This is a genomic window from Streptomyces sp. NPDC093795, assembly GCF_044764665.1.
Taxonomy (GTDB): domain Bacteria; phylum Actinomycetota; class Actinomycetes; order Streptomycetales; family Streptomycetaceae; genus Streptomyces.
In genome coordinates, this window is sequence record NZ_JBIWIO010000007.1 from 205,696 (window position 1) to 218,843 (window position 13,148).

General features: G+C 72.5%; 13 protein-coding genes. 6 read left to right on the forward strand and 7 right to left on the reverse strand.

From position 1 onward, the window contains the following. Positions 1-3: 3 nt before the first annotated feature. Positions 4-999 carry a LysR family transcriptional regulator gene (locus tag ACIRB7_RS20585; RefSeq protein WP_403600428.1) on the reverse strand — a complete coding sequence of 332 codons (996 nt, stop codon included), beginning with the start codon at positions 997-999 and terminating at the stop codon, positions 4-6. Between the two features lie 216 nt (positions 1,000-1,215). Here ACIRB7_RS20585 and ACIRB7_RS20590 point away from each other — a divergent pair, with 216 nt between their 5' ends. From ACIRB7_RS20590 to ACIRB7_RS20600, 3 genes are all read left to right on the forward strand, one after another. Then, the gene (locus ACIRB7_RS20590; RefSeq protein ID WP_403600431.1) at positions 1,216-2,484 is read left to right on the forward strand and encodes an MFS transporter; all 1,269 of its coding nucleotides are present in this window, start codon (positions 1,216-1,218) and stop codon (positions 2,482-2,484) included. A 14-nt stretch (positions 2,485-2,498) separates the two neighbouring features. Beyond that, positions 2,499-3,944, forward strand: a complete 1,446-nt coding sequence (gene argG, locus ACIRB7_RS20595; protein ID WP_403600434.1) for an argininosuccinate synthase — start codon at positions 2,499-2,501, stop codon at positions 3,942-3,944. A 156-nt stretch (positions 3,945-4,100) separates the two neighbouring features. Continuing rightward, the gene (locus ACIRB7_RS20600) at positions 4,101-4,994 is read left to right on the forward strand and encodes a sigma factor-like helix-turn-helix DNA-binding protein (RefSeq protein WP_403600437.1); all 894 of its coding nucleotides are present in this window, start codon (positions 4,101-4,103) and stop codon (positions 4,992-4,994) included. A gap of 121 nt (positions 4,995-5,115) precedes the next feature. On the opposite strand, the gene ACIRB7_RS20605 is transcribed toward ACIRB7_RS20600, so the two are convergent. The 4 genes from ACIRB7_RS20605 to ACIRB7_RS20620 form a co-directional block, all read right to left on the reverse strand. Beyond that, on the reverse strand, positions 5,116-6,279 hold the full coding sequence (locus ACIRB7_RS20605) for a methyltransferase (protein WP_403600440.1): 1,164 nt from the start codon (positions 6,277-6,279) through the stop codon (positions 5,116-5,118). 53 nt (positions 6,280-6,332) lie between these two features. Then, positions 6,333-6,908: a histidine phosphatase family protein gene (locus ACIRB7_RS20610; RefSeq protein WP_403600443.1), complete on the reverse strand. Its 576-nt coding sequence runs from the start codon at positions 6,906-6,908 to the stop codon at positions 6,333-6,335. A gap of 69 nt (positions 6,909-6,977) precedes the next feature. Continuing rightward, positions 6,978-7,430: a GNAT family N-acetyltransferase gene (locus tag ACIRB7_RS20615; protein ID WP_403600445.1), complete on the reverse strand. Its 453-nt coding sequence runs from the start codon at positions 7,428-7,430 to the stop codon at positions 6,978-6,980. 102 nt (positions 7,431-7,532) lie between these two features. Then, positions 7,533-8,969 carry a PLP-dependent aminotransferase family protein gene (locus ACIRB7_RS20620; RefSeq protein ID WP_403600448.1) on the reverse strand — a complete coding sequence of 479 codons (1,437 nt, stop codon included), beginning with the start codon at positions 8,967-8,969 and terminating at the stop codon, positions 7,533-7,535. Between ACIRB7_RS20620 and ACIRB7_RS20625 the strand changes: the two genes are divergently transcribed. After that, positions 8,968-9,936: a DMT family transporter gene (locus tag ACIRB7_RS20625; RefSeq protein ID WP_403600450.1), complete on the forward strand. Its 969-nt coding sequence runs from the start codon at positions 8,968-8,970 to the stop codon at positions 9,934-9,936. The genes ACIRB7_RS20620 and ACIRB7_RS20625 overlap by 2 nt on opposite strands. A 67-nt stretch (positions 9,937-10,003) precedes the next feature. Further along, positions 10,004-10,207 carry a DUF1918 domain-containing protein gene (locus ACIRB7_RS20630; protein ID WP_403600453.1) on the forward strand — a complete coding sequence of 68 codons (204 nt, stop codon included), beginning with the start codon at positions 10,004-10,006 and terminating at the stop codon, positions 10,205-10,207. On the opposite strand, the gene ACIRB7_RS20635 is transcribed toward ACIRB7_RS20630, so the two are convergent. Beyond that, on the reverse strand, positions 10,183-11,436 hold the full coding sequence (locus ACIRB7_RS20635; RefSeq protein WP_403600456.1) for a glycoside hydrolase family 10 protein: 1,254 nt from the start codon (positions 11,434-11,436) through the stop codon (positions 10,183-10,185). The genes ACIRB7_RS20630 and ACIRB7_RS20635 overlap by 25 nt on opposite strands. A gap of 196 nt (positions 11,437-11,632) precedes the next feature. Here ACIRB7_RS20635 and ACIRB7_RS20640 point away from each other — a divergent pair, with 196 nt between their 5' ends. Next, the gene (locus ACIRB7_RS20640) at positions 11,633-12,493 is read left to right on the forward strand and encodes a 3-hydroxybutyryl-CoA dehydrogenase (RefSeq protein ID WP_351216355.1); all 861 of its coding nucleotides are present in this window, start codon (positions 11,633-11,635) and stop codon (positions 12,491-12,493) included. A gap of 109 nt (positions 12,494-12,602) precedes the next feature. On the opposite strand, the gene ACIRB7_RS20645 is transcribed toward ACIRB7_RS20640, so the two are convergent. Continuing rightward, positions 12,603-13,133 (reverse strand): NUDIX hydrolase, encoded by a 531-nt coding sequence (locus tag ACIRB7_RS20645; RefSeq protein WP_403600461.1) that lies wholly within the window; start codon positions 13,131-13,133, stop codon positions 12,603-12,605. Between the last annotated feature and the right edge of the window lie 15 nt (positions 13,134-13,148).

The following is a 13,148-nucleotide window of genomic DNA, read 5'->3' on the forward strand; positions in this document are numbered from 1 at the left end:
CTTTTATGCAACGAGGTCTCCTGGGGGCGTGGGTCTGTCGGCGGACGCGCGGAGGGGATCAGGGATCACCCAGCCCGGCATCCAGGTCCCGGCGGCGCCGGGGCCGGTGGGTGTCGCCGGGGTCGAGGCGAGGTGGGAGCGGAGGGCGGCGAGGGCCGGGTGGGGGTTGTCGCGGTGCCAGAGCAGCGAGTGCGGATACACGGGTGTCGGGTCGGTCACCGGGATGCGGCGCAGGCCGTGGCCGGCGGGCCAGACCAGGCGGGTCTGCTCACCCATGAAGGTGGCCAGGGCCGGGGTGTCGGCGACGGTGTCGAGGAGCGCGTCGGAGCCGAAGTTGGGGCCTGTCGCCTCGATGGTGAGACCGAACTCGGCGACGAGGTCGTCGTAGTAGGCGGCCCACTCGGTACCGGGAACGATGCCGGGCATCCAGATCCGGTGCCCGGCGAGGCGGGCGAGGGGCACCGACCGGGCGCCCGCGAGGACGTGGGCGGGGCCGGTGAGCAGCTGAAGGGGCTCGTCGAGGACCCGTACGGACCGGATGTCGTCGGGAAGGGGCCGGCCGGGCGGGGCGACGGCGCGGAAGGACGCGTCGATCTCACCGGACCGGAGCGCGGCGACGGCCCTCTCGATGTCGAACAGCATCACCACGTCGAGTTCGATCTCGGGGTGGGCGCGGTGGAAGCCGCGCATCAGGCCCGACGGCGCGACGCGTGAGGCGATCACGTCCACGCGCAGCGGACGGTGGCCGGGGCGCACGGACGCGACCGCACGCTCGGCGACGCGCAGCAGCTCACGCGCGTGGGGCAGGAACGCCTGCCCGTCGATGGTGAGCTCGGCGCCGCGCGCGGTGCGGGTGAACAGCCGCACACCGAGGTCGCGCTCCAGTGCGGCGATGCGCTTGGAGACCGCCTGCTGGGTGATCGCCAGCTCGGCGGCGGCCTCCTGGAACTGTCCGGCGTCGGCGGCGGCGGCGAACGTCCGGACGGCGTCGAGGTCCATGTCGACAGCGTAGCCGTGAGCCTGGCAGTACAACCTGTGGTTGTGGGTGGGCGTACAACCTGTGGTTGTGGGTGGGGGTGCCTGCGGTTGTTTGATCCACGGGTTTCTGGCCGCTTTGATGCTGCCGGTTGTCGCTTTTTGACATGCTGCCGGGCTGCTTCCGGTCGCGGATCGGTTGTGCGGGTGAGGGGGCCTGGCATGTGGAGGGGGCGCCGGATGGGGGCGGGGTGGGGGCGGCTGCTCGGGGGGCGGCTGGGGGCGCGGTTCGGGTGGCTCTGGGGGGCGTACGGGACGAGCGCGCTCGGCACCTGGCTCGCCTTCGGCGCGTTCCCGCTGATCGCCGTCCAGGTGCTGGGCGCCGGGCCGGCCGAGGTCGCCGCGCTCGCCTCCGTGGGGGCCGCGGTGGGGGCGGCCGTGGCGGTGCCGCTCGGCCCGTGGGTGGAGTTCCGCCGCAAACGGCCGGTGCTGATCGCGATGGACCTGGCGCGGTTCGCGGCGCTGCTGACGATCCCCGCCGCGTTCGCGCTCGGCGTGCTCACCTTCCTCCAGCTCCTGCTGGTCTCGGTCGTCGTCGCGGCGGGCGACATCACCTTCCGCGCGGCCTCCGGCGCGTACCTGAAGACGCTGCTGCCGGCCGAGGACCTGCTCGTCGCCAACGCCCGGTTCGAGTCCACGGCCTGGACGACCACGATCATCGGCCCGCCGCTGGGCGGCGCGGTGATCGGGCTCCTCGGTCCGGTGGCGACGGTGGTGGCCGACGCGGTCAGCCACCTGCTCTCCGCGCTGGGCATCCGCGCGATGGGCGGGCAGGAGCCGCCGCCCGAGCGTCGGGAGGCCGCGCGCATGCGGGCCGGGGATCTGCTCGACGGCTGGCGGTACATCCTCGCCGACGCGATGCTGCGTCCACTGTTCCTCAACACCGCCGTGTTCAACGGCCTGGTGATGGCCATGCAGCCGCTGCTGGCCGTCCTGATGCTCGGCCGGCTCGGGTTCGCGCCGTGGCAGTACGGCCTCGCGTTCGCCGCGCCGTCGATCGGCGGGCTGCTCGGGGCGCGGCTGGCCCGGCCGCTCGTCACCAGGTTCGGGCAGCGCCGGGTCTTGCTCGTGGCCGGGAGCACGCGCGCGCTGTGGCCCCTCGGCCTGGCCTTCCTCGGGCCGGGGACGGGAGGGCTGCTGCTTGTGATGGGCGTCGAGTTCGGGCTCATCTTCTGCTGCGGGGTCTTCAACCCCGTCTCCGCCACCTACCGGCTGGAGCGCACCACGGCCGCCCGGGCCGCCCGGACGCTGTCCGCCTGGGCGGTGACGACCAAGGCCTCGACCGCGCTCCTGACGGCCGTCTGGGGCGTGCTGGGCGGCCTGCTCGGCCCGCGTACGGCGATCGGCCTGGCCGGCGTACTGCTTCTCGCGACCCCACTGCTGCTCCCCCGGCGTCCTGGCGGTTCCGTATCCTCCATCGACACCCCTTTGCATGACCATGCGCAATGATGCATACTCTTCCTATGTCCAAGGTCCTCACCTCCCTGCCCGCCGGCGAGCGCGTCGGCATCGCCTTCTCCGGCGGCCTCGACACCTCCGTCGCGGTCGCATGGATGCGCGACAAGGGCGCCATCCCGTGCACCTACACCGCCGACATCGGCCAGTACGACGAGCCCGACATCGCCTCGGTGCCCGGCCGCGCCAAGGCCTACGGTGCCGAGATCGCGCGCCTGGTCGACTGCCGTGCGGCGCTGGTCGAGGAGGGCCTTGCCGCACTCACCTGCGGGGCGTTCCACATCCGCTCCGGCGGCCGCGCCTACTTCAACACCACACCGCTCGGCCGTGCCGTCACCGGCACCCTCCTCGTCCGGGCGATGCTCGAGGACGACGTCCAGATCTGGGGCGACGGCTCGACCTTCAAGGGCAACGACATCGAGCGGTTCTACCGCTACGGCCTGCTCGCCAACCCGCACCTGCGGATCTACAAGCCCTGGCTGGACACGGACTTCGTGACCGAACTCGGCGGCCGCAAGGAGATGTCGGAGTGGCTGCTCGCCCACGAGCTGCCCTACCGCGACAGCACCGAGAAGGCGTACTCCACCGACGCCAACATCTGGGGCGCCACCCATGAGGCGAAGACCCTGGAGCACCTGAACACCGGCGTGGAGACCGTCGAGCCGATCATGGGCGTCCGTTTCTGGGACCCCTCGGTCGAGATCGCCACCGAGGACGTCACCATCGGCTTCGACCAGGGCCGCCCGGTGACCATCAACGGCAAGGAGTTCTCCTCCCCCGTCGACCTCGTCATGGAGGCCAACGCCATCGGCGGCCGCCACGGCATGGGCATGTCGGACCAGATCGAGAACCGGATCATCGAGGCCAAGAGCCGCGGCATCTACGAGGCGCCCGGCATGGCCCTGCTGCACGCGGCGTACGAGCGCCTCGTCAACGCGATCCACAACGAGGACACCCTCGCGCAGTACCACAACGAGGGACGGCGCCTCGGCCGGCTCATGTACGAGGGCCGGTGGCTGGACCCGCAGGCGCTGATGGTCCGCGAGTCCCTCCAGCGCTGGGTGGGCGCGGCCGTCACCGGCGAGGTGACGCTGCGGCTGCGGCGCGGCGAGGACTACTCGCTCCTCGACACCACGGGCCCGGCGTTCAGCTACCACCCGGACAAACTGTCCATGGAGCGCACCGAGGACTCGGCCTTCGGCCCGGCGGACCGGATCGGCCAGCTCACCATGCGCAACCTCGACATCGCCGACTCCCGCGCCAAGCTGGAGCAGTACGCCGGCCTCGGGCTGATCGGCACCTCCAACCCCGCCATCGGTGCCGCCCAAGCGGCCGCGACCGGGCTGATCGGCTCCATGCCGGAGGGCGGCGCCGAGGCCATCGCCTCCCGCGGCGAGGTCTCGGACGACGACGAGATGCTGGACCGCGCCGCGATGGAGTTCGGCACGGACTGACCCGCTGCTCGACGCTCTCTTCGAGTGGCAGGCTCGACACCCCAGGAAGGCCGGCTCGACGCTCCTCGCGTCGGGCCGGCCTTTCCGCGTGGCATGTCACATCCCGGTGACCCCTCGCGTCAACGCGGTGACGGACCCGACGAGGAGTGAGGCGCCATGCCCGACGACACCTTCCTGACCGCCCTGACCGGGCGCTTCCACGCCCACGAGGAAGAACTGCGGCGCGTGGCCCTGCGGATGACGGGTTCGCGGGCCGAGGCGGAGGCCGCACTCACGGCGGCGCGGGCCGGTCTGGAGCGGGAGGACGGGTCGGCATCGGTGACGGCGTGGCTGACGGCGTTGGTGGGGCGGGAGTGTGTACGGGGGCTCCAGGAACGCCGGTCGAGCGGACGGGCGGCCGGGGGCGATGGGCCGGGCGGGGGTGACGGGTCAGGCGGCGGTGACGGGGCTGACAGGGCTGACGGGCCGGTTCTGGGTGACGGGTCGGGCGGGAGTCGAGTCGACTCCCTGTGGCTCGCGCTGTTCGTCGTCATGGAGTCCCTCACGGCGGACGAGCGGACCGTCTACGTCCTGCACGACGTGTTCGGGCTGCCGCCCCACGAGACGGCGCGGATCACCGGGGATTCCCCCGAGACGGTGACGCGGCTCGCCCGGCGGGCCCGGGAGCGGGTCCGGGGCGGCGCGGCGGCCCGTACCGAGGGTGACGTGGGCCGGCAGCGGGCGGTCGTGGAACGGTTCCTGACGGCCGCACGCGCGCGTGACGCCCGTACCCTCGCCGCCGTCCTCGACCCGGACGTGATCGCCTGGTCCGAGCGCGGCCCGGTCCACGGTGCCCCGGCCGTCGCCGAGCGGGCGGCGGAGTTCGCGCGGTTCGCGGACGTGTCGCGGCCGGCGCTGGTCGACGGGGCCGTCGGAGCGGTCGCCTTCGTCGCCGGTCGACCGGTCTCGGCGGTGGCGTTCACCCTGCGCCAGGACCGGATCGTCGCCCTCTGCGTCACCACGGGCGTGGACCGGGTACGGACGCTCGACCTGGCCTTTCCCGAGCGCTGACGCGCGGGCACTCGCCGCGTACGCCGTACTGGGACGAGTACGGCGTCACCGTCGCCGATCCCGACGGGTCCTGTGCTCCCGCACCTGGGAAAGATGACCCATGCGCGGGTTCGGGTACGCCCTACGCCGTCCGCACCGCTCGCAGGACCACGAACTTGGCGTCGCTCGCGACGAGTTCGCTGTTGCCGAAGATCCGGCGGAGGGTGACGTGGTAGCCGAGGTGGCGGTTGCCGATGACCCACAGCTCGCCGCCGGGCCGCAGCGCGCGCCGCGCGTCGGTGAACATGCGGCGGGCCGTGCGGTCGGTGGTGGCCTGGTGGCTGTGGAACGGCGGGTTGTTGAGGACGAGGTCCACGGAGCCGGCGGGCAGGTCGGTGAGCCCGTCGCCGACGAGGAACTCGGCCTTGCGCCCGTCGCCCACGTGGGCGCGCCAGTTCTCCTCGGCCGAGGCGACCGCCGGGTACGACTCGTCGGTGAAGATCAGCTCCGCGTCGGGTTCGGAGAGGGCGATGGCGAGACCGACCACGCCGTTGCCGCAGCCGAGGTCGGCGACGCGGGCCCGGCCGAGGCCGCCGGGCAGGTTGGCGAGGAAGAAGCGGGTGCCGACGTCGAGGCGGTCGGCGCAGAAGACACCGGCGTGGTTGGTGACGGTCAGCCCGGGGAGACCGGGCGCGGGGGTGTCCGCAGGCAGGTCGTACCGGTGCGGCCAGGGGTTGGGGCGCGGAGAGGTCGCGGGGTCGGGGGTGGTGTGGATCAGCCGGGCCTTCTTCACCGCGAGCGAGGTGCGGGTCGGTCCGAGGATCCGCTCGAAGAGACGGAGGGTGGAGGTGTGGATCTCCTTGACCATGCCGGTGCCGACGATCACGGTGCCCTCGTGCACGGCGGGTGCCAGCCGGTGCAGCTGGTCCTCCAGGAGCGCGAGGCTCTTGGGGACGCGGACGAGGAGGACGTCGATCCGCTCGGGCGGCGGGTCCTGGGTGGTGAGCAGCCGGACGGCGTCCGGGGCGGCCCCGGCGCGCGCGAGGTTGGCCCGCGTGGCCTGCCCGCCGAGGTACGAGTCGGTGATCTGGACGAGCTCGCCGGTGCCGGCGGCCCGTAGAGCGGTGACGAGGGCTCCCCAGCGGTCGCCGAGGACGGCGACGGTGCCGGACAGGTCGGTACCGCTCTCGGCCAGATGGCCCAGGAGGTACTCGTCGGCCGCGTCCCAGGCACGCAGTTGGTCGCGCGGGTCCTCGGGAAAGCGGGTCAGCGTGAAGGCGCCATAGGACGTGGTCAAACGGTTCATCGTGCTCTCAGGCTAGCCGGTCGCGGCCGCCGGCTCCCCCTGGCACGTGCGGATCAGCGCGGGGCGGTGGCGAGCTGGAGGTGCCAGAGGCCGGGGCGACCGGTCAGGGTGATGGTGGAGAGGGGGCGCACATCGACGTTCCAGTAGGTGGCGGGCGGTGCCTTCAGGGCGTACACGAGGGCGGCCCGTACGACGGAGGGTTCGGCGACGGCGACGATGGCGCCGTCGTCGGCGGGGCGGGTGTCGAGCCAGCTCCCTATCCGGGTGATGAAGGCGAGGAGTGGTTCGCCGCCGTGCGGGGCGGTGCGGGCGTCGGTGAGCCAGGCGTCGACGGCGGCCGGCTCGAGGGCGGCGACCTCGGCGAGGGTGAGGCCCCGCCAGCGGCCCATGTCGCAGTCGCGCAGCGCGGGCTGGACGAGCGGCGCGTAGCCGAGGGCGGTGCCGGTGGCACGGCTGCGCGGGGTCGGGGAGCAGTAGCGCAGTTCGGCCGCGCCGAGCGGGATGAGCGCCGGCGCGGCGAGCTGCACCTCGTACCAGCCAGCCTCGTCCAGTGGCCGGTCGTCGTCGAACCGTTCGGCGAGCAGGGAGGAGCTGCGTGCCGCCGTGACGAGCGTCACCCGAAGACTCATGGCCGCGATCGTGAGGCCGGAGGCTCCGCAGGTCAAGGGGTCATTCACCGGGACGGGAGGGGCTCCGGCTCACTGCTGCCCGAGAGCCATCCACTTGTCCGGATTCCGCAGTGGCGAGAAACCGACCTTTTCGTACACACCGTGCGCGTCGGCGGTGGCGAGCATGATGCGGCCGAGTCCGTGCGGTGCGAGGTGGTCGCGGACGGCGGTGACGAGCGCGGTGCCGAGGCCGGTGCCGCGGGCCGGGCGGTCGACGTAGACGTCGCAGAGCCAGGCGAAGGTGGCGTAGTCGGTGACGACGCGCGCGTAGGCGGCCATCTCGCCGGTCTCGCGGTGGTACGCGCCGAGGTTGAGGGATCCGGCGATGGCGGCGTCCTGCTTCTCCCGAGGTCGGCCGAGGGCCCAGTAGGCGTCCGTGGAGAGCCAGTGGTGGACGCGGGCGGCGTCGATCCGTGCGGGGTCGGCTGAGATCTCGTACGTCCCGTGCATGACGGGGGTTGCTGGGGTCATGCTGTCGCTCATGCCCGCAGGGTTCCAGTGACACCGGGGCTTGTCAGGTGAATTTGCCCGGACCGGCGTCGGGGGGAGGCGGGCACGGAGGCCCGCCCGGCCCTTCCCGCGCGGTCAGGCGGTGAGCTCGTCGACCGCCGTCCGCAGCCGGCGCACGCCCTCCACGATCTCGGTGGGGCCCGCGACACCCGCGAAACTCAGCCGGATGTGCCCGGCGGGGGGCTCGGCGCAGAAGTAGGGGCGGCCGGGAGTCACGGCGACGCCGGTCCGCAGGGCCCCGGCGACGAGGGCGGCCTCGGGGAGGGTGTCGGGGAGGCGGGACCAGAGGTGGTAGCCGCCGTAGGGGAAATGGGGCAGGGCGAGCTCGGGCAGATGACGGGCGACGGCACCGGCCAGCAGGTCCCGGCGGCTCTTGAGCTCCTGGGCGACGGCCCGCAGATGACGGTGCCAGGCGGGCGATCCGACGAGTTCGAGCGCGGCCTCCTGGAGCGGCCGGGGGACGAAGAAGCTGTCGACGACCTGGATGGCGCGCAGCCGTTCCAGGACGGGACCGCGGGCGGCGAGGGCGCCGACCCGCAGACTGGGCGAGGTGGCCTTGGTGAGCGAGCAGACGTGGACGACGACACCGTCGGGGTCCTCGGCGGCGAGCGGGGCGGGGAGCGGCGGCGCGTCCCCGTGGACGAGACGGCGGGCGAAGTCGTCCTCGACGACGAAGGCTCCGGCGGCACGGGCGATACGGACGACCTCGCGGCGCCGCTCCGGCGCGAGCACGGCCCCGGTCGGGTTCTGGAAGAGCGGCTGGCAGACGAAGACCCGGGCCCCGGTGGCGCGGAACGCGGCTTCGAGGAGCTCGGGGCGGACCCCGTCGGCGTCGGCGGGCACGGGGACGGGGCGCAGTCCGGCGGCGCGGGCGACGGCGAGCATGCCCGGGTAGGTGGGCGACTCGACGAGGACGGGGGTGCCGGGCGGGGCGAGGGCGCGCAGGGCGGTGGTGATGGCGGGCTGGCCGCCGGCGGTGATGAGCAGATCGGCGGCGGTGACACTGCCGCCTATCTCGCGGGCGAACCACTCGCGCAGCTCGGGCAGGCCGTCGGTGGGCGGCCTGCCCCAGGCGCCGGGGCGGCGCCCGGCGCGGGCGAGGGCGGCGGCGAGGGCGCGCTGGGGCTGGAGCGAGGGGTGGAGGTAACCGCCGTTGAACTCGATCACTCCGGGCGGCGGCGCGGAGAGGGTGACGAGGACGCCGGAGGCGTCGACGGAACGGGGCACGAGTTCCGTCGCGGTGTCGGCACTGAGGGCGACCTCCTGCCAGGAGGTGTCCCCCGTGGCGGGGACGGCGGTACGGGGCTCGGCGCGGAAGGCCCCGGCGCCGGGGCGGGTGACCACGAGCCCTTCGGAGGCGAGTTGGGCGAGGGCTCGGGTGACGGTCACCGGGGAGACGCGGTAGCGCTCGACGAGCGCGCGACTCGACGGCAGCTTTCCACCAGGTGAGTAGCGGTTCAGCTCCGCTCTCAAGGAATGCGCCAGTTCCGCGACACTGCTACGCTCGTTCATGACAGCACAGAATAGCGCTACTGCCTCCACGACGATAGCGGCCACCGCCACCGACGGAAGCGCCTCCGCGAGCACCTCCCCCGGTAGCGCTCCTGGTGGCGCCGCCGACCCGCTCCCCCGCGGCACCCTGCTCGCCGTCCTCGGCGTCGTGTGCTTCTCGCTCACCTTCCCGTCGACCGCCTGGGGCCTGGAGAGCTTCGGCCCCTGGTCGCTGGTGGCCGTGCGCTCCGCGCTCGCCGGCCTCATCGCGTGCGCCTTCCTCCTCGTCGGCCGGGTCCCGCTGCCGGAGCGGCGCCACTGGGTGGGTCTCGCCGTCGTCGCCGGCGGTGTCGTCATCGGCTTCCCGCTCCTGACGACCCTGGCCCTGCAGACCTCCACCACCTCGCACGCCGCCGTCGTGGTGGGCCTCCTCCCCCTCACCACGGCGACCCTCGCCGCGCTGCGGACCGGCCGGCGACCGTCGCGCACCTTCTGGTTCGCCGCCGTGGCGGGCGCGGTCGTGGTCCTCGGCTTCACGCTCCAGCAGAGCGGTGGGGCCGTGTCGCAGGGCGACCTGTACCTCTTCGGCGCGCTCCTCGTGTGCGCGGCCGGCTACACCGAGGGCGGGCGCCTCGCCCGACTCATGCCGGGCTGGCAGGTCATCGGCTGGGCCCTGGTCCTGTGCCTGCCGCTGATGCTGGTCGGCTCCGCCGTGGGGCTGTCCCTGGAGCCGGTGCACCTGAACGCCCACGGTGTGATCGGCCTGGTCTGGGTCGCCGCCGGTTCCACCTTCTTCGGCCTGTACGTCTGGTACCGGGGCATGGCGTCGATCGGCATCCCGAAGGCGAGCCAGCTCCAGCTCGCGCAGCCGCTCCTGACCCTCTTCTGGTCGGTGTTCCTGCTGGACGAGATCCTGCCGCTCGCCGCCCCGCTGGCGGCGGTGGCCGTCCTGGTCTGCATCGCGGTGACCCAGCGGGCGAAGAGCTGACGCGACGGATCGGGGTGACCCGGGTCACAATGGCAGTCATAGGCTCCGTCGCGAGGAGGTCACCCCGATGCAGGCGAGCGTGGGCGACAAACTGCTGGTGCACGGCCGGACCGTCGGTCATCACGACCGTACGGCCGAGGTCCTTCAGGTACTGGGGGAGGACGGCACTCCCCCGTACCGCGTGAAGTTCGACGACGACGGTCACGAGGCCCTGATGTCACCGGGCCCCGACACCGTCGTACGCCATCACCCGGAGGCGGAGGCCCGCTGACCCCTCTCCTTCGGCGGACGGACCCTGGTCGGGTAGTGGTCGGCCACCACGGTCGCCATCGCCCCGATCGGGTCCTCCGCGACCTCCTTGGCGGCGAAGAAGCAGTGGCCGCCGACCGACGGGTGCCCGGCGGCGAGCTCCAGGTGGCGTGACAGCTCCTTCCGGTCCTGCCAGGCCTCGGACTGCGCGGGATCGCCCGCCTTGTAGAGCGCCTCACCGATGTAGAGGCCGACTCCGGTGCCCCGGACCACCTTGTCCCACCAGGGCAGCAGCTTGGCGTAGTCCGTGGCGGACTGCCCGATGTGCCAGTACAGCTGCGGCACCACGTGGTCGAGCCACCCCTCCCGGACCCACTTCCGGCTGTCGGCGTACAGATCGTCGTACGTCTGGATCCCGCCGCTCGTGTCGGAGCCCGCCGGGTCGGTGGTGACGTTCCGCCAGACCGCGAAGGGGCTGATCCCGAAGGCCACGTCCGGCTTCACCTCCTTGATGCGGACGGACATCTCGGAGACCAGCAGATCGATGTTGCGCCGCCGCCAGGACGCCTTGTCGGGAGAGTCCCCGCCGTACCGCTCGTACGCCTCGTCGTCGGCGAACTCCTGCCCGGCCACCGGATACGGATAGAAGTAGTCGTCCCAGTGCACGGCGTCGATGTCGTAGCGCCGCACGGCGTCCAGCATCGCGTCCTGCACGAAGCGGCGGACCTCGGGCAGTCCGGGGTTGTAGTAGAGCTTCCCGCCGAAGGGCAGCACCCACTCCGGGTGGACCCGGGCCGGATGGCCGGCGACGAGCCGGGACCGATCCGTGTGATTCGCCACCCGGTACGGGTTGAACCAGGCGTGCAGTTCGAGGTCCCGCGCATGGGCCTCCTCGACCGCCGTGGCGAGCGGGTCCCAGCCGGGGTCGCGGCCCTGCGTCCCGGTGAGGCACTCCGCCCACGGCTCGTGCGGCGAAGGCCACAGCGCGTCGGCGCTCGGCCGGACCTGGAGGACCACCACGTTGAGCCGGCGCTCGACCGCCATGTCCAGGTGGGCGAGGAGTTCGGCGCGCTGCTCCGCCGCGCTCAGACCGCTGCGGGAGGGCCAGTCGCGGTTGGAGATCGTGGCGATCCACACACCACGGAACGCGTCCCGGCGGGGTGCGCTCCCTCGTACCGGCGCCTCGGACCCGGCCGCCGCCGGCGCCGTCGTTCCCGTCACGGCCAGCACCGCCCCGGCCGTTCCCGCCACGAACCCTCTTCTGCCGATAGGCCGCACTTGTACCCCTCGTCTGTCGCATACCTCACACCCACCCGGACAGCATGCCCGCCCCGGGCGATCGATCATCGGTTAATGAGCGGTAACGTCGTGGGGTCGAGGCGGACGCATCGGAATCACACGGGCCCCGCCGCCAGAGAACAGCGAAAGGCACGAGGTGACGGACTCCATGGCCGACATTGAGCGCGTCGGAGTGGTGGGCTGCGGCCAGATGGGCGCGGGCATCGCAGAGGTGTGTGCCCGGAGCGGCCTTGACGTGAGGGTCGCCGAGACCACCGGCGAGGCGCTGGAGATCGGCCGCACACGGCTCTACAACTCGCTGACGAAGGCCGCCGAACGCGGCAAGCTCAGCGAGGAGGAGCGGGACGCGACGCTCGCTCGCCTCAGCTTCACCACCGACCTCGGCGAGTTCGCCGACCGTGACCTCGTCATCGAGGCGGTCGTGGAGAACGAGCAGGTCAAGACCGAGATCTTCCAGGTGCTCGACCAGGTGATGACCCGGCCCGACGCCATCCTCGCCTCGAACACCTCCTCCATCCCACTGGTGAAGCTGGCCGTGGCGACCTCCCGCCCCGACCAGGTCATCGGCATCCACTTCTTCAACCCGGCCCCGGTGCAGAAGCTCGTCGAGCTGATCCCGGCCCTCACCACCTCCGAGGGCACGATCAGCCGGGCGCAGGCCTTCGCGGAGAAGACGCTCGGCAAGCACGCGATCCGCGCGCAGGACCGTTCCGGTTTCGTGGTCAACGCGCTGCTCGTGCCGTACCTCCTCTCGGCGATCCGGATGTTCGAGTCGGGCATCGCGAGCCGCGACGACATCGACAACGGCATGGAGTTCGGCTGCGCCCACCCGATGGGCCCGCTCAAGCTCTCGGACCTGATCGGTCTGGACACGATCGCCTCGATCGCCGACTCGATGTACGCGGAGTTCAAGGAGCCGCTGTACGCCGCTCCCCCGCTGCTCCAGCGCATGGTGGACGCGGGCCGGCTCGGCCGGAAGACGGGCTCGGGCTTCTACCCGTACGCCTGATCCCCCGCGCCACCCCATGATCACCGGACGGCCCGTACACCCGCACAGGTACGGGCCGTCCGGCATTCCCGGGCTCCGGCATCCCCGCGCTCCCGGGTTCCCGCGTTCCTCAGCCGAGGCGCAGGTGGTGGAGCATCAGCAGCCCCGCGGCCATGTTGGCGGCCGGGATCTCGCCCCGGGTGATCATGTCGGGGATCTGTTTCAGCGGCACCCAGGCCCGCCGGGAGGACTCGAAGGCGTCCGCGGGCGGTCCCGTGTACGTGGCCCGCTCCGCCCAGTAGAGGTGGTGTCGGGCGTCGGTGAGGCCGTTGGACGGTTCGACGGTGAGGAGATGGCGCAGCGGCCCCGGCCGCCAGCCGGTCTCCTCCTCCATCTCGCGGGCGGCGGCCGTCTCGATGTCCTCGCCGTCCTCGACGACGCCGGCGGCCAGCTCCCAGCCCCAGCTGTCGGTGATGAAGCGGTGGCGCCAGAGCATCAGTACTTCGTCGGCCTCGTTGACGGCGGTCGCGACGGCGACCGGACGGAGCCGGATCAGATAGTGGTCGAGGTGGCGGCCGTCCGGGAGTTCGACGTCCGCGAGGTTCACCTGGAACCAGCGATTCTCATAGACAGAGCGTTCGCTCAGTTTCGTCCACTGCACGTTCTTGCCACCTTC